The 23,373-nt window shown below is 69.7% G+C and carries 24 protein-coding genes and 1 tRNA gene; 4 read left to right on the top strand and 21 right to left on the bottom strand.

The window, feature by feature from the left end:
• Positions 1 to 5: 5 nt before the first annotated feature.
• A tRNA-Arg gene (locus F3H10_RS10230) sits at positions 6 to 80 on the top strand.
• Positions 81 to 218: 138 nt separating this feature from the next.
• Here F3H10_RS10230 and F3H10_RS10225 read toward each other — a convergent pair.
• The gene (locus F3H10_RS10225; RefSeq protein ID WP_149784668.1) at positions 219 to 1,256 is read right to left on the bottom strand and encodes a hypothetical protein; all 1,038 of its coding nucleotides are present in this window, start codon (positions 1,254 to 1,256) and stop codon (positions 219 to 221) included.
• A 123-nt stretch (positions 1,257 to 1,379) separates the two neighbouring features.
• Here F3H10_RS10225 and F3H10_RS10220 point away from each other — a divergent pair, with 123 nt between their 5' ends.
• The gene (locus F3H10_RS10220; RefSeq protein ID WP_149784667.1) at positions 1,380 to 2,084 is read left to right on the top strand and encodes an SDR family oxidoreductase; all 705 of its coding nucleotides are present in this window, start codon (positions 1,380 to 1,382) and stop codon (positions 2,082 to 2,084) included.
• 25 nt (positions 2,085 to 2,109) lie between these two features.
• Here the strand turns inward: F3H10_RS10220 and moaA are convergent, their stop codons facing one another.
• From moaA to F3H10_RS10180, 8 genes are all read right to left on the bottom strand, one after another.
• Entirely contained in the window at positions 2,110 to 3,114 is a 1,005-nt protein-coding gene (gene moaA, locus F3H10_RS10215; RefSeq protein ID WP_149784666.1) for a GTP 3',8-cyclase MoaA, read from the bottom strand.
• Positions 3,115 to 3,181: 67 nt separating this feature from the next.
• Positions 3,182 to 3,880 (bottom strand): thiaminase II, encoded by a 699-nt coding sequence (gene tenA / locus F3H10_RS10210; RefSeq protein ID WP_149784665.1) that lies wholly within the window; start codon positions 3,878 to 3,880, stop codon positions 3,182 to 3,184.
• Positions 3,881 to 4,026: 146 nt separating this feature from the next.
• Positions 4,027 to 4,815: an MBL fold metallo-hydrolase gene (locus F3H10_RS10205; RefSeq protein WP_149784664.1), complete on the bottom strand. Its 789-nt coding sequence runs from the start codon at positions 4,813 to 4,815 to the stop codon at positions 4,027 to 4,029.
• A 49-nt stretch (positions 4,816 to 4,864) separates the two neighbouring features.
• Positions 4,865 to 5,290: a universal stress protein gene (locus F3H10_RS10200; RefSeq protein ID WP_149784663.1), complete on the bottom strand. Its 426-nt coding sequence runs from the start codon at positions 5,288 to 5,290 to the stop codon at positions 4,865 to 4,867.
• Between the two features lie 68 nt (positions 5,291 to 5,358).
• Positions 5,359 to 5,916 (bottom strand): diadenylate cyclase, encoded by a 558-nt coding sequence (locus tag F3H10_RS10195; RefSeq protein WP_149784662.1) that lies wholly within the window; start codon positions 5,914 to 5,916, stop codon positions 5,359 to 5,361.
• Positions 5,917 to 6,060: 144 nt separating this feature from the next.
• Positions 6,061 to 6,978, bottom strand: a complete 918-nt coding sequence (gene cruF / locus F3H10_RS10190; protein ID WP_149784661.1) for a bisanhydrobacterioruberin hydratase — start codon at positions 6,976 to 6,978, stop codon at positions 6,061 to 6,063.
• Positions 6,975 to 7,901, bottom strand: a complete 927-nt coding sequence (locus F3H10_RS10185; RefSeq protein ID WP_149784660.1) for a prenyltransferase — start codon at positions 7,899 to 7,901, stop codon at positions 6,975 to 6,977. Before F3H10_RS10185 ends, cruF begins: the two co-directional genes overlap by 4 nt.
• Before the next feature lie 5 nt (positions 7,902 to 7,906).
• Positions 7,907 to 9,406: a phytoene desaturase family protein gene (locus tag F3H10_RS10180; protein ID WP_149784659.1), complete on the bottom strand. Its 1,500-nt coding sequence runs from the start codon at positions 9,404 to 9,406 to the stop codon at positions 7,907 to 7,909.
• A gap of 88 nt (positions 9,407 to 9,494) precedes the next feature.
• On the opposite strand from F3H10_RS10180, the gene F3H10_RS10175 reads away from it, so the two are divergent.
• Positions 9,495 to 10,202, top strand: coding sequence for an SDR family oxidoreductase (locus tag F3H10_RS10175; RefSeq protein ID WP_149784658.1), 708 nt, complete (start codon positions 9,495 to 9,497; stop codon positions 10,200 to 10,202).
• Between the two features lie 259 nt (positions 10,203 to 10,461).
• Here F3H10_RS10175 and thiE read toward each other — a convergent pair whose 3' ends face one another.
• From thiE to F3H10_RS10125, 10 genes are all read right to left on the bottom strand, one after another.
• A complete protein-coding gene (gene thiE, locus F3H10_RS10170; RefSeq protein ID WP_149784657.1) occupies positions 10,462 to 11,097 on the bottom strand; it encodes a thiamine phosphate synthase in 636 nt (211 codons plus the stop codon).
• A 111-nt stretch (positions 11,098 to 11,208) separates the two neighbouring features.
• On the bottom strand, positions 11,209 to 12,069 hold the full coding sequence (locus F3H10_RS10165; protein ID WP_149784656.1) for a mechanosensitive ion channel family protein: 861 nt from the start codon (positions 12,067 to 12,069) through the stop codon (positions 11,209 to 11,211).
• Between the two features lie 130 nt (positions 12,070 to 12,199).
• Positions 12,200 to 13,372 carry a 7,8-didemethyl-8-hydroxy-5-deazariboflavin synthase subunit CofG gene (gene cofG / locus F3H10_RS10160; RefSeq protein WP_149784655.1) on the bottom strand — a complete coding sequence of 391 codons (1,173 nt, stop codon included), beginning with the start codon at positions 13,370 to 13,372 and terminating at the stop codon, positions 12,200 to 12,202.
• A gap of 198 nt (positions 13,373 to 13,570) precedes the next feature.
• The gene (locus F3H10_RS10155) at positions 13,571 to 14,308 is read right to left on the bottom strand and encodes a DUF6498-containing protein (RefSeq protein ID WP_149784654.1); all 738 of its coding nucleotides are present in this window, start codon (positions 14,306 to 14,308) and stop codon (positions 13,571 to 13,573) included.
• A gap of 115 nt (positions 14,309 to 14,423) precedes the next feature.
• Positions 14,424 to 15,080: a 2-phospho-L-lactate guanylyltransferase gene (gene cofC / locus F3H10_RS10150; protein WP_149784653.1), complete on the bottom strand. Its 657-nt coding sequence runs from the start codon at positions 15,078 to 15,080 to the stop codon at positions 14,424 to 14,426.
• A gap of 11 nt (positions 15,081 to 15,091) precedes the next feature.
• Positions 15,092 to 16,270 carry a tubulin/FtsZ family protein gene (locus F3H10_RS10145; protein WP_188127922.1) on the bottom strand — a complete coding sequence of 393 codons (1,179 nt, stop codon included), beginning with the start codon at positions 16,268 to 16,270 and terminating at the stop codon, positions 15,092 to 15,094.
• 178 nt (positions 16,271 to 16,448) lie between these two features.
• The gene (locus F3H10_RS10140; RefSeq protein ID WP_149784652.1) at positions 16,449 to 17,345 is read right to left on the bottom strand and encodes a complex I NDUFA9 subunit family protein; all 897 of its coding nucleotides are present in this window, start codon (positions 17,343 to 17,345) and stop codon (positions 16,449 to 16,451) included.
• Positions 17,346 to 17,450: 105 nt separating this feature from the next.
• On the bottom strand, positions 17,451 to 18,428 hold the full coding sequence (gene fen / locus F3H10_RS10135; RefSeq protein ID WP_149784651.1) for a flap endonuclease-1: 978 nt from the start codon (positions 18,426 to 18,428) through the stop codon (positions 17,451 to 17,453).
• Positions 18,429 to 18,506: 78 nt separating this feature from the next.
• Complete coding sequence (gene hflX / locus F3H10_RS10130) at positions 18,507 to 19,898, bottom strand: GTPase HflX (RefSeq protein WP_223174293.1); 1,392 nt, start codon at positions 19,896 to 19,898, stop codon at positions 18,507 to 18,509.
• Positions 19,895 to 20,245 (bottom strand): DUF2209 family protein, encoded by a 351-nt coding sequence (locus F3H10_RS10125; protein WP_149784717.1) that lies wholly within the window; start codon positions 20,243 to 20,245, stop codon positions 19,895 to 19,897. The genes hflX and F3H10_RS10125 overlap by 4 nt, the downstream gene beginning before the upstream one ends.
• 148 nt (positions 20,246 to 20,393) lie before the next feature.
• Here F3H10_RS10125 and F3H10_RS10120 point away from each other — a divergent pair, with 148 nt between their 5' ends.
• Positions 20,394 to 21,722: an MFS transporter gene (locus F3H10_RS10120; RefSeq protein WP_149784650.1), complete on the top strand. Its 1,329-nt coding sequence runs from the start codon at positions 20,394 to 20,396 to the stop codon at positions 21,720 to 21,722.
• On the opposite strand, the gene F3H10_RS10115 is transcribed toward F3H10_RS10120, so the two are convergent.
• Both F3H10_RS10115 and F3H10_RS10110 read right to left on the bottom strand, forming a co-directional pair.
• Positions 21,719 to 22,813, bottom strand: coding sequence for an archaeosine biosynthesis radical SAM protein RaSEA (locus F3H10_RS10115; RefSeq protein ID WP_149784649.1), 1,095 nt, complete (start codon positions 22,811 to 22,813; stop codon positions 21,719 to 21,721). The genes F3H10_RS10120 and F3H10_RS10115 overlap by 4 nt on opposite strands.
• 93 nt (positions 22,814 to 22,906) lie before the next feature.
• Complete coding sequence (locus F3H10_RS10110; RefSeq protein ID WP_149784648.1) at positions 22,907 to 23,365, bottom strand: hypothetical protein; 459 nt, start codon at positions 23,363 to 23,365, stop codon at positions 22,907 to 22,909.
• Positions 23,366 to 23,373 lie beyond the last annotated feature (8 nt).

The following is a 23,373-nucleotide window of genomic DNA, read 5'->3' as shown; positions in this document are numbered from 1 at the left end:
GGCGAGGGCACGTAGCTCAGCTAGGATAGAGCGTCGGACTTCTAATCCGATGGTCGTGGGTTCGAATCCCACCGTGCTCGTCATCTGCGAGCAACGCGAGCAGTGACGGCACAGGGATTCGAACTACGCGAGACGAACGGAGTGAGTCTCGCCATCGAGTGAGAATCCCACCGTGCCCGTTCCTCACCTCGTTCGTCTCGAGCACGTGGGGGTTCGTTCTATCCCCCGGACGAGGACGTGAACCGCAGCCGGTACTCGTAGTACTCGTCGCCGTACAGGATCGTCCCCGTTCCGTGTTCGGGGTCGTTGAAGGCGTCATTCTCGACGTCGCCGTCGAGGTAGGCGCGCTCGTGAAGCGCCGTCAACACGTTCCGGTACGCCTCGGAGTACGGATGCGTCCCGTCGTAGCCGTCCCCGCGAGCCGACCGGAGGACCTCCGACTCGTCCGTGGAGAGCGCGTCACGGTTGACCCGTGCGTCGACGAATTTTGCCCGGAGGATCGCCTCCATTCGCTCGAGACTCGTCGCGACGGGCTCGACGGTCGCGCGATGGATCGGCTCGTAAAACCGCTCTTCGGCGACCTCGACGGCGTACTCGATCTCGCGGTAGACGACGCGGTCGGGACCGTCCTCCGACAGGATCCGGCTCGTTTCGACGGCCCTCTCGGACCGATAGACGTAGCCGCCGCGTTGAACCAACCCCCACGGGACGCCGCCCTCGTCGTCGCGGGCGCGAGCGGCCATGTGCGCGATCTCGACGGCTCGTTGGTCGCTTTCGGGAAGTTCCTCGGCGACGATCGCGTCAGTGGTCGAGTCGCCGTCGGCCGATCCGTCAGCATCGTCGGTTCGCGTTCCGTCCCGAAGCCGGAGGACGGGGCGTGTCTCGGCCGCCTCGTCGACGACGACCGACCCGAGTCGGTAGTAGGTCCCGTCCTCCCTCACGTACGCGGGATCGTCGGGAGTGGAACGGAACGGCGTTCGGTACTGCGTCGTGTACGCCGAGCCCTCGAGCGTGGTCCGGAAGGCCTCCTCGGCGTCCGGCGAGCGGGCGTCGGCGATGTCGATCACGTACCGGTCCCGGAGCGAACCGTCCCGACGGGACAGGGTGAGTCGCAGGGACCGCTCGCCGGACCCGCCGGTTTCCCCGCCTCCGCTCCCGGCGGAACCGAACCGGTCCAGACAGCCCGCGGCCGCGACGGCCGCGGTCGCACAACCGGCACCCAACAACCGCCGTCTCGTCGTCGACCGCTCCGTCATACGTGAGGGAAGTCTCGATCGAGTAAAGACGTTGGTATGACTCAAACGGCGCTTTGACTCTGTGTGTGCCGGTCGGTCCGAACACGCCGGTGGTATTATTGTCGCACCCGCGGCATCGGCCGTATGGACGACAACCAGGTCGCGATCGTGACGGCGGCGGGAAGCGGCATCGGGGAGGCCTGTGCGCGGCGATTGAACGACGACGGGTACCTCCCGGTGCTGTTGTCTCCCTCCGGGAGCGCCGTCGACGTCGCGAACGACCTCGGCGGGGACGGCTACGAGGGTTCGGTCACCGAGCCCGACGACCTCCGAGCGCTCGTCGAGACGACCCACGAGCGATACGGTCGCATCGACGCCGTGGTGAACAACACCGGGCACCCGCCCTCGGGCGACCTCCTCGAGATCTCCGACGAGGAGTGGTACGAGGGGATGGACCTGGTGTTGTTGAACACGGTCCGGATGGCCCGGCTCGTCACGCCGATCATGGAGGAGCAGGAACGCGGGGCGATCGTGAACGTCTCGACGTTCTCGGCGTTCGAACCCTCACCCGACTTCCCAGTTTCGTCGGTGCTCCGGGCCGGTCTCGGGAGCTACACCAAGCTCTACGCCGACCGATACGCGGCGGCGGGGATCCGGATGAACAGCGTCCTGCCCGGCTTCGTCGACAGCTACGACGTCGACGAGGAGACGAGAGCGGAGATCCCGATGGGACGGGCCGCACGGACCGAGGAGATCGCCGACGCGGTCGCGTACCTCCTCTCGGAGGAGTCGAGTTACGTCACCGGGCAGAACCTCCGCGTCGACGGCGGGATCACGTCGTCGGTGTAGCGGGTCGACCGTTGCGGGGACGCGCTCAGTCGGCCGTCGACGGCGTCCCGAGGTACTTCTCGTTGAACTCGTACTCGCCCTCGTCGTTCTCGATCAGGTACTCGCCGTAGTAGGGGACCCGGTTCTCGACGACCGCCTCGAACGTCTCGGCGATCTCCTCGCGGGTCATCTCGCCCATCGACCGGAGGTCGTCGTTGCGGTTGAGACACCCCTTCAGGTACCCCTCGTGGGTGACGCGGACGCGGCCGCAGTTGGCACAGAACTCCTCGTTTTCCACGGGGTCGACGATCTCGACCATCCCGCCGCCCTCGCCGTCCGCGTCCTCGCCGACGAAGTACCGCTTGCGGTCGTGCATCTCGCGATGCTCGACCCGATCGGCGATGTCGGCGAGCCAGTCGTGGACCCGACCGATGTCGACGTTCCACTCCGGTTTCCCGGTCAGCTCCGGCATGTACTCGATGAGCTGGAGCTGGAGCCCCTCGTTCTCCGCGACGTGCTCGACCATCTCCTCGACGTAGCCCGCGGTGTGGGTGAACACCACCATGTTGAGCTTCACCGGGTCGAGCCCGGCATCGACGGCGGCTCTGACACCCTCGAGCACCTGCTCGTACGCGCCCGACTTGGTCACCTCGGCGAAGTCGTCGGGGTCGAGCGCGTCCTGAGAGACGTTGACGCGGTCGAGTCCCGCCGCCTTCAGGTCCTCGGCGCGACCCGGGAGGAACGTCCCGTTGGTGGTCATCGAGACCTCCATCGAGTCGGGGGTGCGCTCGATGATCTCCTCGAGGTCCTGGCGGAGCATTGGCTCGCCGCCGGTGAACTTCACCTTCCCGACGCCGTACCCCTCCACGACCTCCAGAAACCGGACCACGTCGTCGGTGCCCATCTCGTCGGGGCTCGGCTCCATCGGCCCGCGCGTGTCGCCGAGTCCCTCGTTGTGACAGTAGATACAGTCGAAGTTACACCGGTCGGTGAGCGAGACCCGAACCCCCGTCACCTCCCGTCCGAAATCGTCCGCGAGCGGCTCGGCCATACCACCAGATACCCGCACGAACGTTTAAACATCCGGGTCGATCGGGCTCCTATGTAACTTCCAACCGTTACGCTCGACCACGAGCGTCGACGGGATCGACCGACCCGCGGGTCGCCCACGTTTCACCGTCGTACGCCATCTCCCAGAACGCCAACTCGAACTCGGCGCTCGTGAGGAAGACCTCGCGCATCGCGTCGCGGTGGCCGGGATACGACTCGGCGAACCCGTCGAGGAGGTCGCGCATCGAGGCGGTCTCGGCGCGGAACGACCCGCTCGTGTACGTCTCGATGAACGGAGTGTACCGGTGGTCTCCACCGGAGAGCTCGGCCATGTGATCGGCCACGTCGAGGTACCCCTTCATACACGGGAACAGCGCGGCGACAGCGACGGGAACCGGTCGGTCGTGGGCGGTTCGCACGAGGAAGCTCGTGTACGCCTCGCAGGTCGGAGTTTTCGCCGTCCCTCGGAGGTCGCTCTCGGTCACTCCGTACTCGGCCGCGAACGACCGATGGAGGTCGAGCTCCTCGTTCAACACGGCATCCGCCCCGCCGAGCAGCGTCGCCATCGCGGCCTCCTCACGCGCCTTCGCGCCGGCGACCGCGTACGCCCTGGCGTAATCGAAGAGATAGCGGTGATCCTGCTCGAGCCACCGTCGGAACGCGGCGTCGGGGAGGTCACCCGTCGCGAGTTCGCACACGAACGGGTGCTCGAACTGTGCCGCCCAGATCTCCGACCCCGCGTCCAGAAGGGTGTCGCTGAAGGCCATGGAATCACATTCGGACGAGGTATGATAAGTCTGTGGTATTATGTGGTAATATCTAATCGACATCGCAGGTCTCCACGGGGGACGTTCCCGAAGTCCACTCATGCCGATCGTCCGGAACTCGAGGCCCGGATGCCGCGGTGGGACTGCTACTCCGGGAGGATCCGAACTTCGAGTCCGTCGGAGGCGACCCGCACGTCGCCGTCGAAGCCCGCCTCCCGGACGCTCGCTTCCATCTCCCCCTCGCGCCCGCCGGTGTGCGGATAGAGGTGTGAGAGCAGCAGCGTCCCGACGTCGACCTCGGAGAGCGACTCCCCGAGCGACGTCGGCGTCGGGTGGTTCGAGACGTCGGTCCCGTCGGGGAACGAGCAGTCGTGGACGAGGACGTCGCTGCCGTCCGCGAACCGTGCGAGCCCCGCGAACGCCTCGGAGTCGCCCGAGAGGGTGAGGGGCCCGTCCGCGGGACCGGCGCTCCGGCTCGGCGGCGAGAACCGGTACGCGAGGCCCGACATCGAGTGGCGCGTCTCGTGGCCGACGACGTCGAACCCGCCCGCGGTGAACGCCCGGCCCGCCGGTATCTCCCGGAGCGCGAGGTCGATCCGCCCGTCGAGGTAGTCGTGAACGCCGAGCAGGCCGTCGACGAGCGCCTTGGTCCCGGTCGGGCCGACGACCTCGAGGTGCTCCTCGCCCGCCAGCCACCGCGCCTTCACGAGCGGGAGCAGCGCGGCGACGTGGTCGAGGTGGTGGTGCGTCAACAGGACGGTCGAGACCCCCTCGTAGCCGGGATCGGTGTCGGCGAGGCGCTGGAGCACGCCGCTGCCGCAATCGACCAGCAACGACCGGTCGGTCTCGCCGTCGCGGTCCTCGAGGAGGTACCCCGACTGGACGCGGTCGGGGACCGGCATCGCGCTTCCGCTGCCGAGGACGGTGAGTTTCATGCCGAACCGTGCGTCGCCACGGACAAATACGTTGAGGAGTGAACGCGGCCTATTTGATCAGGAACACGGGCACCGTCGCGTCGTCGGTGACGCGGTCGGAGACGCTTCCCAGCGACCGGATCCGCTCGCGGGGAGACTTCCCCTCCGGACTCATCACGATCACGTCGATCCCGGTGTCCTCCGCGTACCCGACGATCTCGGTGTCGGGCGTCCCGTGGCGCACGTGGGTCTCGACGTCGAGTCCGGCCGCCTCGACCCGGTCCGCGACGGCCGCGACGGCCGCCTCCCCCTGCGATTCGAGGTCGGCGATGACCTCGTCGTGGAGGTCGCCCGAACTCGCGTTCGCCACCCGGCGGTCCACGACGTACAGGGCGTGGACGGTCGCGTCGTGGTCGCTCGCCAGCGGGATCGCGTGATCGAGCGCTCGGTCGACCCCCTCGCTGCCGTCGGTCGGGATCAGGACGTCGTCGTACATACGCGGCGGTTGGCGCGGGGCGGGCATAAGAATGGGGTCGGATCCTCGTTCGGTGGGGTCGCGGGCGTCTACTCCGCGCGCCAGGGACCGCCGATCTCCGACCTGGTCGTCGACTCCGCCTCGCCGTCCCGGAAGACGCTCACGCGACCGGTCTCCTCGCTCAGGGTGACCGTGGCGACGACCTCGGGCCTGACCGACGTCTCGATCGCGCTCATGTGGCGTGACCCCATCCACGGCTCGTAGGCGACGTCGTCGGCGAGGTCGTCCTCGCCGCTCCCGGTCCCGAGGTCCCGGAACCGAACCATCTGTGACTCGATCTCGCCGTCGACGGCGACGACGATCCCGCCGTCCCCCTCGAGAGCCACCGACTCCGTCGACTCGACGAACGCGTTCTCCTCGAAGACCGAGGGACAGTCGTCCCGCGGCCACCGGTTGTCGCCCATCGGGTCCACGTACGACCCGTACTCGCGGTCGGCGACGACCGCGAAGTACAGCCCCGGTCCCTTCACGTGGGGCTCCTCCCAGCCGTCGAAGTCGACGCTCACGTGTTCCGCACAGAACCGCAGCCGGTCGATCAGTTCCCGAACGCGCTCGTGGGAGCCGTACTCGATCGCGAGGCTACTCATCGATCCCCCGTTCGCGACCCGTCTCGTCGACGACGCTCGTCTCCATATCGAAGGGACGGGCGGCCCGCATATAAGGGGTTTCGAGTCGGATCCGTGGTCGGTTCTCCCGGTGCCGCCGCCCCGGCCCACTCGGCCGCCCCGGCATCACGGCCTCAACAGGCCGGCGTCGAACCGGTCCGTCGCGAGGAGTCCGAGGCCGAACGCGAGCGCGACGAGCGCGGGGAGGAAGTTGCCGAACCAGACGTTGATCCCGCCCCAGAGGATCACGAAACTCACCATGTCGTCGAGCATGAACTCACAGTCCGCCAGCCGCTCGCGGACCGCGTCCGTCTCGAACCCGCGGTCCAGCGTGACCACCGCGACGACCGCCGACAACACCCACCCCGCGTAGTTCGAGAGGGGGACCCCGTAGAACGCGCCGCCGCCGAACGTCCAGAACCCGACGGCGACCGCGCCGGGGTCCAACACCACGTCCATCGCGACGACGGCCGCGCTCACGGCGAACAGCCGGATCCAGCCGTTCGACCCGCGGCCACCGAGGAGCAACAGACAGAGCAGGTAGGCGTTGACCACGAGCGGGATGAAGAAGACCGGGAGCGCGAGCGGCACCCCGCCGACCATCGGGCCGAGGTCGATCGCGTACTCGAAGCCGCCGTACGGCCAGCCGGTCCGGACCCCGACGCTCTCGATGGCGTAGGTGTACGCGACGAGGACGCCGAGCCAGCCGGCCGCTCGTCGGTCGAAGAGCGGGAGGACCCCGACCACGAGCGGCGAGCGCATCACGCAGACGCCGAACAGCACGAACCAGGGGTTGAAGGCGAACGGCTCGGGGATCCACCCCTCCGCGCTCCCGACGAGCGTGACCGCGCCGACGGCCGGGAAGAGCACGGCGATCGTGAAGCGGTTCTCGCGGACGACCCCGTCGAGAAACGCCTCGAGACCGTCGCGAGTGTCCGGGAGCCGGTCGCGGAACGCGTCCGTCCCGGAGCCCGTGGCCGTCTCCGAGTCCGCGGCCGTCGTCGACGAACCGTCGTCGCTCACTCCCGAGCCGTCGCCGCTCATCCGAGCGCCTCCCAGACTGGGTAGATCCTCCAGAGCCCGCCCATGGTAAATAACGCCCCGACGACCGTGTTGAGCGCGGGGAACCACCAGTAGGCGCGGTCGACGGCGACGCCCGAGACCGCGACCCACGTCACGAAGACGGGATAGACGCCGAGGAGCGCGCCGAGTCGAACGTCGACCGCGGCGAACGCGACCGCGGCGGCGACCCAACAGGCGAGACAGTACGCGTACGTCCGCGACTCGCCGAGAAGCGTCGCCGTCGTCCGGATCCCGGCTTCCCGATCGGGTTCGACGTCCGGGATCGCGGAGAACGTGTGCATCCCCATCGTCCACAGCCACGCGCCCGCGAGCGCGAACGTCGGCGGAGCCGTCCCCGCGACCGTCGCGTACGCGGCGGCTCCCGGGAGGACGTAGAGCCCGTTCGAGACCGAGTCCGCGAACGGGGTCGTCTTGAACCGGACCGGCGGCACGCTGTAGCCCGCGGCGAGGACGAAGAACCCGGCGAGGAACGGCCACGCGACCGGCGGGGTGACGGCGAACGTCCCGACCCCGAGCGCGGCCGCGACGACCACCGCGAGGAGCGCGAGCCGGTTCCCCCGCCACCGCGCCTCCCGGTCGCCCTTCTTCGGGTTGTGCGCGTCGACGTCGGCGTCGAAGACGTCGTTGACGCCGTAGAGGAAGACGTTGGCCGGCACGAGGAAGTAGCCGGCGAGCGCGAGCGTCGTCGGCGTGAACAGCCCGTCCACCCCGTCGATCCCGTACGCGACGCCGACGGCGACGGGGCCGGCGAGGTAGAGCCAGAAACGCGGCCGCGAGAGCACGAGCAGGTAGCGGAGATGGTCGGCGAGGTCGGCGGCCGCCCCGTCGCCGGCGCGGTCGGCGTCGTCCCCGTCACGATCGCCCGCGGCGTCGGAACCGGTCACGGCTCTCAGATCGTGTCCGCGATCCGTTCGGCGGTCAGTCCCCCGCTTATGAGACACATCGGGACGCCGATGCCGGGCGTCGTGGTCGCGCCGGTGAAGTAGAGCCCCTTGACCGCGGTCGAGCGGTGCGGCGGGCGGAACAGCGACGTTTGCCGGAGAGTGTGCGCGAGCCCGAGCGCGCTCCCGTCGTAGCTGTTGTAGCGGTCCGCGAAGTCCGCGACGCAGAACGTCTCCTCGAAGACGATCCGGTCGCGCAGCTCCGTTCCGGTGTTCTCCGCGATGTCGTCGAGCACGAGGTCGCGGTACTCCTCGCGGAGCTCCGGGGTGTCCTCCAGCCCGGGCGCGATGGGGACGAGCGCGAAGAGGTTGCTGTGGCCCTCCGGGGCGACCGTCTCGTCGGTCTCCGAGGGCACACAGAGGTAATAGGCCGGGTCGTCGGGCCATGCGGGGTCGTCGAAGATCTGCGCGAAGTGCTCGTCCCACCGCGTCGGCAACACGAGGGTGTGGTGGGCGAGCTCCGGAACGTCGCCCTCGACCCCGAGGTACAACAGGAACGCCGAGGGCGCGAACGTCCGCGACTCCCAGTACTCCTCGGTGTACTGGCGCTTCCGCTCGGGCAACAGCTCCCGTTCGGTGTGGGCGTAGTCGGCGTTCGAGACGACGACGTCGGCGAGGTAGCGGTCGCCGCCGACGGTGTCGACCGCGAACGCGCCGTAGCGCCCCTCGATCCCCGTGACCTCCGCGTCGGTGACGAACTCGACGCCGAGCTCCTCGGCGAGTTCGACGATGCCGTCGACGACCGCGCCGAGTCCCCCGTCGGGGTAGTACACGCCCATGTTGAAATCGACGTGGCTCATCAGGTTGTACAGCGCGGGCGTGTTCGTCGGCGACCCGCCCAGGAAGACCAGCGTGTACTGCATCAGCTGCTGGAGTTTCGGGTGATCGAAGTAGCCCTCGACGTGTCCCTGCATCTTCCCGAGCAGCGAGAGGCCCCACGAGTACCGCATCACGTCGCGGTCGACGTAGTCGCGGAGGCGAGGGCGGTCCTCGTAGACGAAGTGTTCCATCCCGATCTCGTAGGTGCGTTCGGCCTCCTCGAGATAGGCGTCGAGCGCCTCGCCCGCGCCGGGCTCGTACGCCTCGAACAGCTCCCGGTTGTGCTCCATGTCGGGGAGCACGTCGACCCGGTCGCCGTCCTTCCAGAACACGCGATAGTGCGGGTCGAGGTGGGTCAGCGTGTAGTACTCCTCCGGCGAGCGGTCGAAGTGGCCGAAGAAGCGCTCGAACACGTCGGGCATGAGGTACCACGAGGGGCCCATGTCGAAGCGGAACCCGTCGGCCTCGAGGCGGCTCGCGCGCCCGCCGAGCTGTTCGTTCTTCTCGAGGAGGGTGACGTCCGCGCCGGCGTCGGCGAGGTAACAGGCCGTCGAGAGGCCGCCGAACCCGCCGCCGATCACGACGACGGACTCGTCGGCCACGGCTTCGGTGTCGGGGGCCGCGTCCATATCCGATCCTCGGACGGGAACCGTATAAATACCACCACGACGGCCGTAGTGGGTATCACTAAGTCGCCGCCGTCCGTACGGATCCCCGATGGAACGGACGGTCGCGATCACCGGCGCAACGAGCGGGATCGGGCGGTCGGTGGCGAGGGCGTTCGTCGACGCCGGCGCGTTCGTCGCCGTCTCCGGCCGCGACGGGGCCGCCGTCGACCGGACGGTCACGGACTTGAACGAAGGGACGACGGACGACGAGTCCGGAACCGCCTGGGGCGCGCGCGTCGACGTCCGCGACGAGTTCGACCTCGAGCGGTTCTTCGAGCGCGTCGCCCGCGAGGCCGGCCCCGTCGATGTCGTCCTCGCCAACGCGGCGGTCTTCCACGGCGGACCCGGCGACACGCCGACCGACGAGGTCGGCTACCGCGACTTCGACGACACCATGCGAACGAACGCGCGCGGCGTGTTCGCCACGATACGCGAGGCGATCCCACACCTCGCCGCCGACGCGCGCGTCCTCGTCCCTTCGGGATCCGTCGCCCACGAATCCAAGTCGGGGATGGGCGCGTACGCGGTCTCGAAGGCCGCCGCCGAGGCGGTCGCCCGCGGCTTCGCCGCCGACCTCGACGCGACGGTCGGCGTCGTCGACCCCGGACTCGTCGCCACCGACCTCACCGGGAAGGAGCGCGCCCGCGACCCCGACAGCGTCGCGCCGCTCTTCGTCTGGGCCGCCACCGACGCGCCCGCCGAGGAGGTCGACGGCGAGCGCGTCGGACTCCGCCAGTGGAAGCAGGCGACGCGGTAGGTCCGGGCGTCACCTCTTATCGGATGCCGGCACACCCCGTCACGTGACGCGCTCGATCGCCGCGCGGGGGAACGCGGGTGTGCGGTGTGGTCCCGCGCGGTTTCGGGAGGAGGGACACGGTCCCACGACCGACGCGCCTCCCGACTGACACGCCTCCCGACCGACACGCACCGCCCGTTCGCCACTCCCCCTTCCAGTCTCCCGGTTCCCGAGGACCGAGGGCCCGCCGCCGGACTCACCGTTCGGCGTCGGCTTAGGCTTACTCGGGAGCGACCGCTTCACGAAGCGCCTCGGTCGCCGCCCGCGGGTCCTCGGCGGCCGTGATCGCGGAGACGACCGCCACGCCGGTCGCGCCCGCCTCGACGACGCGAGCGGCGTTTTCCGCGTCGATCCCGCCGATGCCGATCACGGGAACGTCGACCGCGTCGGCGACCGCGGCGACGCGTTCGGGACCGATCCCGTCCCGGTCGCCCGAGACGTCCTTCGAGTCGGTCCCGTACACGGCCCCGACGCCGAGGTAGTCCGCGCCGGCGTCGACCGCCGCCCTCGCCTCCGCGACCGTCGACGCCGACGCGCCGACGACCGCGTCGGAGCCGAGCTGCTCGCGAGCGACCTCGATCGGGAGGTCCGACCGTCCGAGGTGGACGCCGTCGGCGTCGACCGCCGCCGCGAGGTCGACGCGGTCGTTGACCACGAGCGGGACGCCCGCCTCCGCGGTCAGTTCCCGAAGGCGAAGACCGAGGCGATACCGGGTCCGCGCGTCGGTCCCCTTCTCGCGGAGCTGGACGACGTCGACCCCGCCGGCCAGCGCGTCGGCCACGACCGCCGGCGTCTCCCGTCCCGCGGAGTGGTCCGCTCCCGTCACGAGATACGTCCGCCACGAGCCGATATTCATGGGTAGTACCTATCGATGATCGGTTAAAAACGGTCGTACTTCTACGCCCGAAGTCCGGGGATCGCCCCGTGTGATCCCGGCCGAAGGCGGTCGACGGTGGACCGTCCGCCGCTACTCGTCGTCGGCGACGTCCTCGATGACCTCGACGCTGCCGGTGAGCTGCCGGTGGACGTACGGCATGTCGATGCCGGCCTCGTCGAAGGCCTCCTTCACCGCGGTCACGTACTCCGAGCGCACCCGGACGAAGTCGCCGCGGTCGGGCTCGTCGATCCACCAGCGCGACTGGAGTCCCACGGCGGAGTCGCCGAGTTCGACCACGCGAACCGACGGTGCGGGGTCCTCGAGGATCCCCTCGTGTGCCTCCGCCTTCTCGACGATGACGTCGGTCGCCTGCGCGATGTCGTCGTCGTAGCCGATGCCGAAGACGAACTTCTGTCGGAGCGTCTCGTAGGCCACGGGGTTCGTCACCGCGTTGTTCGCGAGATCGCCGTTCGGCACCGTGATCCGCTCGTTGTCAAAGGTCCGGACCCGCGAGACGCGCAGGTCGATGTCCTCGACGCGGCCCGCGTTGCCGTTCCACTCGATCCAGTCGCCGACCTCGAACGGCTTGTCCTTCAGGATGAAGATCCCGGCGACGAAGTTCCCCAGTAAGTCCTGTGCGGCGAAGCCGACGGCGAGCGCGATCGCGCCGCCGAAGACGGCGAACGCCGAGAGGAACGCGCCGTATCCCGCGAGCGTGAACCCGATCGCGATCGCCGCGACCCAGACGACCGCGTTCGCGACGCTCGAGCCCAGGCTCTTCACCGCCTCGTCCAGCCCTCGGGACGCGATCGCCCGCTCCACGCCGGGCACGAAGACGAGCTTCCCGAGCAACAACACGCCGACGAAACCGGCGACGAACTTGAACACGGTGAACAGGAACACCGCGATCGTCGCCGCGATCCCCGACAACCCGAACTGAAGTGGTACCATCGTCGGCCCATTCGGATGGGTATTTAAAGAAGCTACTGGCAGCGCAGTTGTTTATCGGCGGTCGGCGCGTTCGTTACCGCGGTCGATCGGTGCGCTCGTTACCGCGGTCGATCGACACGAGCGGCCGATCTCAGTCGCCGCCCGCCGGGCGAGCGTCGAGCGGCCCGTCGCCGTGGGCGACCGCCCTGAGCCGCCGACCGTGGGCGTCGTCCTCGCGGGTCCGGTCGTGGACGGCGGGCGGGATCCACGCGTCGCGGCTCGTCGGGGAGGGAGCCGGCTCCACGTCGGGCGGTCGGAGGTCCGCGGGGAGGTAGCGGGCGTAGGTCGGGAGGCGTTCGCACAGCGGGATCCCGCCCGCGTCGGCGACCGCTCGGAGGCCGTCGAGGTCGGGCCACGCGTACCGGGGATTGACGTAGTCGTCGGTCACGGGCGAGACGCCGCCGAGGTCGTCGATCCCACAGTCGACGAGGTCGGCCGCCGGCGAGAGGTTGGGCGGCACTTGAACCGACACCTCCGGCGGCAGCGCGGCCCGCGCCATCGCGACGACACGCCGCATCGTCTCGAGGTCCGGCTTCGCGAAGTCCGAGCGCTCGTTCGGGACGACGTTCTGGACGATGACCTCCTGGACGTGGCCGTGCCGCTCGTGGAGTTCGCGGATCGCGAGCAGGCTCTCCGCGCGGTCCCGCCAGTCCTCGCCGATCCCCACGAGGATCCCGGTCGTGAACGGGACGCCCTGCCGGCCCGCCGCCCGGATCGTGTTGAGCCGCTGGCCGGGCGTCTTCCGGCGTCCCCCGCTGTGGGCGTCGACGTCCGCGGTCGTCTCCAGCATCACGCCCATCGAGGCGTTCACCTCGCGGAGGTCGCGGAACGTCTCCTCGGTGAGGTCGCCCGGATTCGAGTGCGGGAGCAGCCCTTCCTCCAGCGCGATCTCGCAGGCTCGATACAGGTAGTCGCGGATCGAGTCGAACCCCCACTCGTCGAGCCGCTCGTGGATCCGCGTGTAGCGGTCGTCCGGCTCGTCGCCGAAGGTGAAGAGCGCCTCCGTACATCCCGCGTCCGCGCCGACCCGACACCGCTCCCGGACCTCCTCGGGCGAGAGCAGCGACGCCTCGCCCGGCACGTCGTAGTAGGTACAGTACGTACAGGTGTACCGGCAGGCGGTCGTCAGCGGGACGAAGACGTTCCGGGCGAACGTGAGCCGGTCGGCGGGGTCGACGTCGGCGGGCGTGACCGAGAGCAGTCGCTCGACCGCGCCCTCCTCGACCGCCACGTCGACGTCGTACTCCTCGGTCCCGGCGAACACGACCGTCACTCGCGGTCGGCGTTCAAAAAGGATCGCGGTTGCGGATCCCCCGAAGATACCGGATCCGGTTACGTAACGGGCGGTCGGCGCGGTCGGACGCTTACGGAAAACACGAGGCGAGAGCCTCGCGCTTCAGCGAGCGGGGGGATGTCAAGCTTCGTCGGCACCGTCGGGGTTCGCCGGCGGCGATCGTGCGGTTCAGTTCCCGTACTGGAGCCCGATTTCGAACCGGTCGTTCCGCAGCCACACGCTCGCGGCTCCGACGGGGACGACGTACGCCAGCAGCACGATCGTGTCCCCGTACGGGAGGGCCGCGGTCGACTCGACGTCGAGCAGGAGGATCAGCGTGAACCCGAGCGCGGCGGTGATCGGTGCGATCACGTACAACGCGATGACGACCAGTCGGCCGATCGGACGGAGGGCGACCTCGATCGCGTCCCCCGGCGACCGGTCCCGGTACGACCCGTCGGCGAGGAACTGACGCCAGACGCGCATCAGCTGAGAGCCGCAGACGGCGAGTATCGCGACGCCGACCGACGTCGAGAGCAGCGACGAGAGCGTCCACTCGAAGAGCGAGAGCGCCATCGCGGCGAAGAAACAGAAGAAGAACCCGCCCCTGAACAGTTCGCTCGCGACCAGCCCGACGTTTCGCTTGTAAAGCGGCGGGAGGAACGGAGCTACCTCGAGCGGGGTCGGCTCCTCTCGCCACTTTTCGGCTTCGCCGTCGTCGACCGGCCGTGCCGCGAACAGCGCCACGGTTCCGAACAGGACGAAGGTGACGGCGACGTCGATCAGGTAGATCAGTACGACCTCGCGGAGGTCCCAGCGAAAGAACACGATTCCGACGGCGAGAAACAGGTGCGTGACGAGCACGGAGCCGTCGTCCGAAGCGACGCCGAGCCCGTTCGACAGCGTCTCCTCGACCTCCGTCGGCATGCTTCTAGCGTACGACAGGGACCTCACTCACTTGTCAGTATCGGCGGTGAACGGCGGAGACGCACGGTAAGCCCGTCCTCCGGGTTCGAGGTCGGCTTCGGTGGGGCCGGTCCGCTCACTCCCGAACGACCGCGACCCGCCCCTCCGACGCGTCGAGCGCGAATCCGGCCTCCCGGAGCCACGTCGCCGCTTGTCCCTCGCCGTGGATCAGCACCTCGGCGAGGTCGTCGGTCTCGTCGATGTCGGTACCGAGGCGATGGGAGTCGACCGCGGCGAACCCCGCCCCGACGTCCGCAGCGATCCGTCGGTGGTCGAGGTACGACGCGCCGTGGTAGTCGACGTGGAACCGCGGATGCGAGACGACGAGGGCGTTCGTGCCGCCGCCGCGGCCGGGCGCGATCGCGACGTCGGCCTCGCGGCCGGCCGCGAACAGCTCCCGGAGCGCCGCCGGGGTCGCGAGCGCGAGGTCGGCCATCACGACCGCGAGCGGGTCGCCCTCGCCGCCCGGTCGACGTTCCTCGAGGACGGCGTTGACCGCGTCTGTGAGGGGTCGGTCGTCGACGGTGACCGGCGGATCGAGGGGGACCGTCGGCTCGTCGGTCGGATCGAACCCGTCGGTCGCGAGAATTCGAGGACTGCCGCCGGCGTCGCCGATCGCCGCCAACACGTCGGCGAGCATCGTCCGGGCGAACGCGGCGCGCTCGGAGGGAGAGAGCGCGTCCGCGAGCCGCGATTTCGGACGATCGGCGGAGAACGGGACGAGGACCTCCATTCGGCGGCCGCCTAGAACAGCGACTCGAGCTCGTCGCTGTCGTCGCTGACGAGGTTGTCGAGGTTCTCGTCGCTCTCCTCGCGGATCTCGTCGAGGTTGTCCTGTGCCTCGATGGCGACCTCCTGGAGCTCCTTGATCCGGGGGACGTTCGTGACGCCCGCGAGCAGGATCACGGTGGCGACGAAGCCCGCGCCGCGGTACGGGTAGTCGCCGCCGCGGACCTCCATCGAGCCGGTCTGCTCTTCGAGCCACTTGCGGCCGCGCTCGATGCCCTTCCGGTTGAGGTACTCCGGCGGCCCCGCGAGCACGAGGAGCGCCCGTTCCGCGCCCTCGATCTCACAGGGGAGCGTGAGCCGGCCGAGCGCCGCCTTGCGGACGAGGCTCGTGATCCGGTTGGTGGTGTGTGCGCTGTCGAGCTCGTCCCCGCCGTCGTCGTTGCGGAGCCGCGAGAGGAGACCGCCCGAACTGCGCTCCTCGACCTCCTCCTCGGCGTAGCCGACCGTGGAGACGCCGCCGCCCGAGAGCGTGTTGATGATCTCCGAGGAGTCGACGACGCTCTCCGCGATCTCCTGGCCCTGCTGGATCTCTCCCGCGCCGAAGAGGATCCCGAAGCGCCGGACGATCTCCTCGTTGATCTCCTCGTAGCCGCCCTGGACGGACTCGCCCGTCTTCCGCCAGGCGTCGTTGTCGAACACCATCAGGTTGTCCACCTCGCGGACGAACGTCTGGAACGACCGCGCCGCGTTCAGGGTGTAGATGCCCCCCTCATCGCTGCCGGGAAGCACGCCGAGCCCGTAGACGGGTTCGGTGTAGATCCGCTTGAGGTGTTTGGCCAACACCGGCGCGCCCCCGGAGCCGGTGCCGCCGCCGAGTCCAGCCACGACGAGGAACGCGTCCACCTCGTGGACCGGGATCGAGTCGATCGCTCCCTGTACCTCGTCGATGTCCTCCTCGGCGATCTCCGCGCCGAGCTCGTTGTCCGCGCCGACGCCGTGTCCCTTCACCCGGGACTGCCCGATGAGCACGCGCTGGCTCTCGGGGACGTGTTCGAGCCCCATGAGGTCGGCCTTGGCCGTGTTCACCGCCGCGGCGGCGCGCACGATCTCCGAACCGGTCCGTTTGTCGTACTCCAGGAACTTGTCGACGACTTTCCCACCCGCCTGTCCGAATCCGATCATTGCCAGTTTCATATTGAACTCCCTCCGCCTTTGAAACGACCAGAGTGGGATCTGGACCATAAGGCTTCTGATGGCGTTACCAGTCCTGAGATCCACACGCACGTCGACCCGGCGGTCGCCCCAGTCGAGTCGGGCGATCTCCGCGAGATCGGCCCCGTACCGGCGGCGACGCTCCGTGCTCGGTCGACGGTCATTCGACCCCCAGATACGCCGCGAGCGTGGTCATCTCCGACTCGTCGACCCCGAACGCGCCCACGTCGTTGTCGGCGGTCGTGTTGTCGAACTTCAACGACCGATACTGGTCTCCGCCCATCGGGAACCCCGGAACGGCCCCCAACACCGCCAGCCCGATCCGCGCCAGCGGCATCGGCAGCGGGACGATCCGCACGCCCTTGCGCTCGGCCTCGTAGACGAGGTTCGTCACCTCCCGGAGCGTCAGCGTCTCGGGGCCGCCCACCTCGTAGACCGTCCCGACGTGCTCGTCCGACCCCAAGGCGGAGACGAGCATCGGGACGAGGTCCTCGACGTGGATCGGCTGGAACCGCGTCTTCCCGCCGCCGGGAAGCGGGTACAGGGGCACGCCCGGCGCGAACATGCCCTTGAGTCGCTTCGTGAACGAGACGAACTCGCCGCCCTCGCCGAAGACGACCGAGGGGCGGAACACCGTCCAGTCGAGGTCGCTCTCCCGAACGATCTCCTCCGCCTCTCCCTTCGAGCGGATGTAGGCCGTGTCGCCGTCGGGGTCGGCCCCGAGCGCGCTCATCTGAAGGAACCGATCGGCGCCGGCCTCCTCGGCCGCCCGGACGAGGTTCTCCGTCCCGGCGCGGTGGATCCGGTCGTGCATGACGTTGCCGCCCTTCGGCTCGAAGAGCGGCGAGAGCGCGACCAGGTTCACCACCGCGTCGTGGCCCTCGACCGCGGACGCGACGGAGTCGTACGCCGTGACGTCGCCGACGGCGGAGTCGACCCCATCGGGGGTCTCCGCCGGCGACCGCGACATCGCGGTCACCTCGTGGCCGTCCTCGGCGAGCGCGCGACAGAGGTACGACCCGATGAAACCGGTGCCGCCGGCTACCAGGACCTTCATACCACTCACGTTGGCGAGGAATCACCGTAAACCTACCGCGGCGTCAGACGAGTGACTGACACGAGTGAACGAATGTCACGGGCGTCGATCCGGTTCCGGCCGGACTCACGTCCAGCGGTCCAGTCCCGTCTGGACCTGCGACTCGCGGATGCGCTCGAAGCCGCGGGCGACCTCGTCGGCGTCGACGCCCCACTCGTCGACCACGTAGGCCCGGGCGGCCTCGACGTCCGGCTCGATCGTCGCGTCGAAGTCGGCGTCCGAGACCGGCGGGTCGAGGAAGAACTCGCGGACCGCCTCCGCGTTCGGGATCGACGCGTCGCGCGACGCGAGAACGCCCCACAGGTCGCCGTGTTCGCGCACCGCCGACACCGCCGTCTTCGGACCCACGCCGCGGATCCCCTCGTTGAAGTCGGTGCCACACAGCATGGCGACGTCGACGAGCCCCTCGCGGTCGAGTCCGAGGTCCTCGAGCGTCGCCTCCAGGTCCATCAGCTCCGGGTTCCCCTTGCTCGTCAGCTGTCGGAGCGTCGTCGGCGCGCCGAACAGTAGGGTGTCGTAGTCCTCGCTGCCGGCGTGGTCGACGCTCCCCGTTGCGGCCATGTGGGCGCACTGGGCTTCCCCCTCGGCCGGAGCCTCGACGACCGGCACGTCGAGGAGCGCGAACAGTTCCCGGGTCGTCTCCTGGATCGTGTCGGTGAGCCGCTGGGTCCGCGCCGAGAGCCGGGCGGCCTCGACGGCGTCGCCGCGCTCCGCGGCGGCGGCCTGCCGCTTCTCCGCGCGTTCGCGTTTCTCCCGGCGTTCCGCCACCTCGTCGGCCTTCATCTCGGTCATCTCCCCGTCGAACACCATCACCGGGATCAGGTCGTGTTCGAAGAACTTCGGGAGCCCCTGGACGACCCCGATCAGGTTCGCGACCTCGGTGCCGTCGGCGGTCGTGTAGGCGTCGTCCCCCGTCCACTTCACCGTCGTCGTGAGGTAGCGATACAGCCAGTTGTGCGCGTCGACGGCGACGACGCTCCCCTCCAGTTCCTCGAAGGCGACCTCACGTATCGACGCGAGGTCGCGCAGGTCCGCGTTTCCCATTATCTCCCCGAACGCCGCCCGACGTATTAAACGGTCGAGACGCCGGCGGGCTGCCGACAGCCGAAGGGAACGGGCCGACTACGTCGAGCTCGCGGGGACCAGCTCCGCCGCCTTCGAGCGCGCTCGGGAGACGATCGACGGCTTGGCCTCGAAGGCGAGCGTGACCTGGTCCTCCGCGTACGTCTCCTCGTCGACGTGCGCGTGGTCGTGGATCCACGAGACGAGGCTCATCGCGTCATCGGAGACGGGCAACATCAGTCGCTCGCGCTCCCACTCCGGAAGCTCGTCCTCCACCCGGTCGCGGAGCTCCGCGACGCCCGCCCCCGTCCGCGCCGAGACGGCGACCGGGTCCGGCGCGAGCCCCGAGAGCGCGGCGCGTTTGTCCGCGAGCTCGCCGGGGTCGAGCCGGTCGACCTTGTTGAAGACGGTGACGATGGGGGCCTCGTTGCGCTCGTACAGGGTGTCGTGGCTCGTCACGAGCTTCTCGCGCATCTCCGGGACCGGCTCGCTCGCGTCCACCACGAGCAACACGAGGTCCGCGCGGTACACCGAGTCCAGCGTCGACTCGAACGACTCGACGAGCCAGTGGGGGAGATCCGCGATGAACCCGACCGTGTCCGTGAGCAGAACGTCCCGCTTCTCCATCTCCGCCCGGCGGGTCGTCGTGCCGAGCGTGGTGAACAGCATGTCCTCGGACTCGGCGGTCCGTGCGAGGTCCGGGTGGCGGTCCTCGTTCTCGTCGACGTCGAGCTCGGCGGCCAGCTGCCGCATCAGCGTCGACTTGCCCGCGTTGGTGTAGCCCGCGAGCGCGACGAGGTCGAACCCGGAGTCGCGGCGCTGCTCGCGGCGGGCCTGCTCCTTCTCCGCGATCGACTCCAGCTCGTCGCGGATCTCGGAGATCTGGCGTTTGATGTCGCGCTCGACGCTCTCGTCGTACTCGCCGAGCCCCATGAATCCGGGGCGTTCGTCGCGTTTCGCCAGGCTGGCTTTCGCCTCCGCGCGCGGCAGCTCGTACCGCAGCTCGGCGAGTTCGACCTGGAGCTGGGCCTTCCGCGTGTTCGCGCGCTGGCCGAAGATCTCGAGGATGAGCGTGAACCGGTCGATCACCTCGACCCCCTCCGGGAGCTTCCCGCCGATGTTGAACGTCTGGTACGGCCCGACGTCGTTGTCTATCACGACGCAGCCGGCGTCGCGTTCGCGGACGAGGTCACGAAGCTCCGCGACCTTCCCCTCCCCGAACATGAACGCGGCGTCCTCGGTTCGGGTCTGGGTGAGCCCGCCGACGACCTCGTAGCCCGCGGCCTCCGCGAGCCGGGTGATCTCGGTCAGGTCGGCGTCGCCGGCGTCGACGCGCTTGGCGACGACCGCCCGGCGATCGCCGGTTCCCTCGCCGCCGGCTCTCCGATCCCCGCCTTCGGCTCCTCGCTCCGGTCGGCCCGTCGAGGCCCCCCGGTCGGCACTCCCCGTCACAGGAGCAGCCTCCGAGCGGCGTACGCGGCGTGATGTGCGGCCTGCACTGTTTCGCGTTCGCCTATGCTCTCGACGTATTTAAACTCGGGCTGGAAGCTCAACCCGATCCGGTCGGCGGGCTCCTCGTAGAACTCGCCGTGCTCCGAGACGATCGGACACCCCGGCGGCTCCGGGAGGTTCCCCACCGCCTCGACGACGAGGTCGACCGTCGCCTCGAGGGTCGGCCCCTCCCGCACGCTCGCGAACCCGATGCCCTCGACCGACCGGATCCGGCTGGAGTCGACGCTGGCGTGGACCGCGGCCGCGACCATCAGGTACTCGCCCTCCTCCTCGTGGCGGCCGCTGATGTCGACGCCGACGACCTCAGGGACGGGAGCCGTCCACCTCGGTCGTGGCGACTCCGCCCGCCCGCGCTCGAACCATGCTCCCAGTAGGTCCCCCCTCGGCTTGAATTTCCCGCCCGTATTATGTGCCCTCGACCGCGTCGTGGACCGTATGTCGAAGTCGTGGCTGTACGCGTGGGGGCTCGCGTCGATCGCTTTCGGGGGCGCGTCGCTCGTCGTGCCGCTGTACGTCGTCGATCTCGGCGGCTCGCCGGCCACGCTGGGGACCCTCGCGGCGGTCGCGTCGGCGGTCGGCGTTCCCGGCGCGCTCGTCTTCGGACGGCTCGCGGACCGGACGGGGCGGCGTCGGTGGTTCGTCCTCGCCGCGATCGGCCTCCTCGCGGCCACGCTCGCGGTCCTCCCCGCGCTGGAGTCGATCCCGGCCGTGATCGTCGCCAACGGCGTGGTCTGGTTCGCGTTCGCGTCAGCGACGCCCGTCGTCACGCTGCTCGCGGTCGCCGGCGCGCCGGAGGACGCCTGGAGCGAACGGATCGGCGAACTGAACGAGTACCAGGGGATCGGGTGGGCGCTCGGACTGCTGCTCGGGACGGTGTGGATCGGGATCGCGGTTCGCCTCGGCGACGCGAGCGGGATCCGGAGCTTCCTCTCCGCGCTCGCGGTCCTCGCCGCGGCCGGGCTCGTCGCCTCGGTCCGGTGGCTCCCGGCGGACGCCGAGTCCGCCGAGGTGTCGCCCCGCCGGCTCCGGCGCGCCCTTCGCCGGGCGAACCGGTTCAGCGTCCGGGCGGCGACGTTCCCCTTCGCCGTGGGGCGGGCCGACTACCGGCGGCTCCATCCCGAACGGAGCGCGGAGCGGTTCACGCCGACGCTCGCGCTCTACTTCGTCGCGGTGACGCTGTTTTTCACCGGCTTCTCCGCCTTCTTCGCCCCGCTCCCGGCGTACCTCACGGACGTGGGGGTCGGGTCGGAGGGCGTGTTCGCGCTGTACCTCGTCAGCAGCGTCGCCTCGGCGGTCCTCTTCGAGCGAGCGGGGGAGCTCTCGGGGCGACGCGACCCGATGTCGCTCCAGGTCGCGGGGCTCGCCGTTCGGGGCGTCGCGTTCCCGCTCGTCGCCGTCGTCGGCGCGGTCCTCGGTGCGTCCGTACTCGGGCTCGTCGCCGCGGGCGTCGTGTTCGGGGTCATCGGGTTCACGTGGGCGGTGATCGCCGTCACCGCGGGGACGCTCGTGACCCGGCTCTCGCCGACCTCGATCCGCGGCGAGGCCCTCGGCGTGTACGCCGCGCTCAGCGCGCTCGCCGGGGCCGGGGGCAGCGTGATCGGCGGAGCACTCGCCGCGACGAGCTACGAGTTGGGGTTCGGCGTCGCCGGCGGGCTGGTGCTCGTCGGCGCGGCGGGGGTTCTCCGGCTTCGGCGGCGGGTCCGCCGGGAGGACGAGGCAGGCCGTCGGGACGAGGAGAGCCGCCGGGACGAGAACCGGGTCTAGCGGGCCAGCGGCATGTTGTAGCTCGTCTCCTCCGCCATGACGACCTCCCACGTGTCCTCACACGCACAGGAGACCTGCTCGAAGACGCTCGGGTCCTGCCGCTTGTCGAAGTCCTTGATCGCGGTCTGGACCCGGTCGTCGCACTCGCCACAGTTGTGTGCGCCCCGGTCCGAGCCGTGTCCGACCGGGTCGGAGACGACGATGGCGTCGGCGTCGGCGGTCTCCTCGAGGACGTGCGCGACCGTCCAGAGCCACGGCGGGCGGTAGCCTCCCTCGAAGAACAGTTCGTCGACCATGGTGTACCGCTGGACGTTGGTCGGGTTCATCGAGACGGTGTGACAGCCCTCGACGGCGGCACAGCGGCGGATCGAGTCGACCATGTCCGCGGCGGCCTCGGGCTCCGCGAGGAAGGGCGGCTTCAGGAGGAGGTACGCCTTCACGCCCACGTCGGCCTCGAAGGCGTCGTCCGCGGCGGCCGCCTCCGCGCAGGCGTCCTCGAAGTCGGCGAAGTCGAAGTACTTGTTCACGCAGTCGCGCCGGACCCGGTCGGTCGCGGTCTCCAGCCCGACGGCCACGTCCGTCGCGATCCCGTGTTCGGCGAAGTCGCCGACCTTCTCGCGGTCGACGAAGTCCGGCAGCGACTCGACGACGATCCGCTCGCGGTCGGCGAACGTCTCGGCGATCGCCCGCCGGGTCTCGGCGGGGACCTCGCGCTCGTCGAGGAAGGAGCCGGAGGTGTAGATCTTGATCAGTTCGGCGGGTTCGTCGGCGTTCTCGCGCTCGTGGTCGAGACACGCCTCGATCTGGGTCGTGAGGTCCTCGTGGCTCACGCTGCCGCCCTCGACGGACTCGGCGACGTACCCGCACATGGTACAGCCGCCGGCGCGGGCCCAGCGGCAGCCGCCGGTGTTCAGGATGATCGTGAGCGAGTTCACCACCCCGTCGGGGGTGTTGTCCTCGTCGATCCAGACCCGCGTCGGCTCCGTCGGGTCGTACGTCTCGGACCGCTCCGCGCGGATGTCGCGCATGACCGCGTTGTGCGCGTCCATGCCGCGCCCCTGCTCGTACGCCTCGGGGCTCGGTTGACTCATTGTCGGGGAGAGCGGCCGAGCGCGTAAAGCCGTGTCGTCACGGCGAGGACCGTCGAGGGCGCTCGTCGCTCGCGGCCGTGACGCCGCGCGGTATCACGTCGGCAGGTTGGCGAACATGATCCCGAGCGCGAACGCGAGGAAGGTCGCCGACGCGACGACGGCGTACCAGCCCACGCCGACCGCGAGCGCGATCCGTCCGTCGAGTCCGGATCGTGAGTCGGGCGACCAGACGCCGCGAGCGGGGAGGAGCCGCAGGCAGGCGACCGCGGCCGCGCCCGGAACGAGGAGGTTCGCGACGACGACGCCGGCGACGATCCCGGCCGCCTCACCGCCCGTGACCGAACCCGTCCCGGCGACGAGGAGGACCACGCCGAAGTACGACAGGACCTGAACCACGGCCACGACCGCACCGACGACGAGGTAGTTCGCGAGGAGGGTTCGGGTCGGCCACGTGAACAGCGCGCGGAGCCGTTCGACCGCCAGAAGCGGCGACCAGGCGAACAACACGACGGCGGCGAACGCGGAGACGACGGTCAGCTCGGAGGGGACCATGTCTCGGC

Source organism: Halorubrum aquaticum, assembly GCF_900113615.1.
Lineage (GTDB): Archaea > Halobacteriota > Halobacteria > Halobacteriales > Haloferacaceae > Halorubrum > Halorubrum aquaticum.
This window is presented reverse-complemented; position numbering and strand designations above follow the sequence as displayed.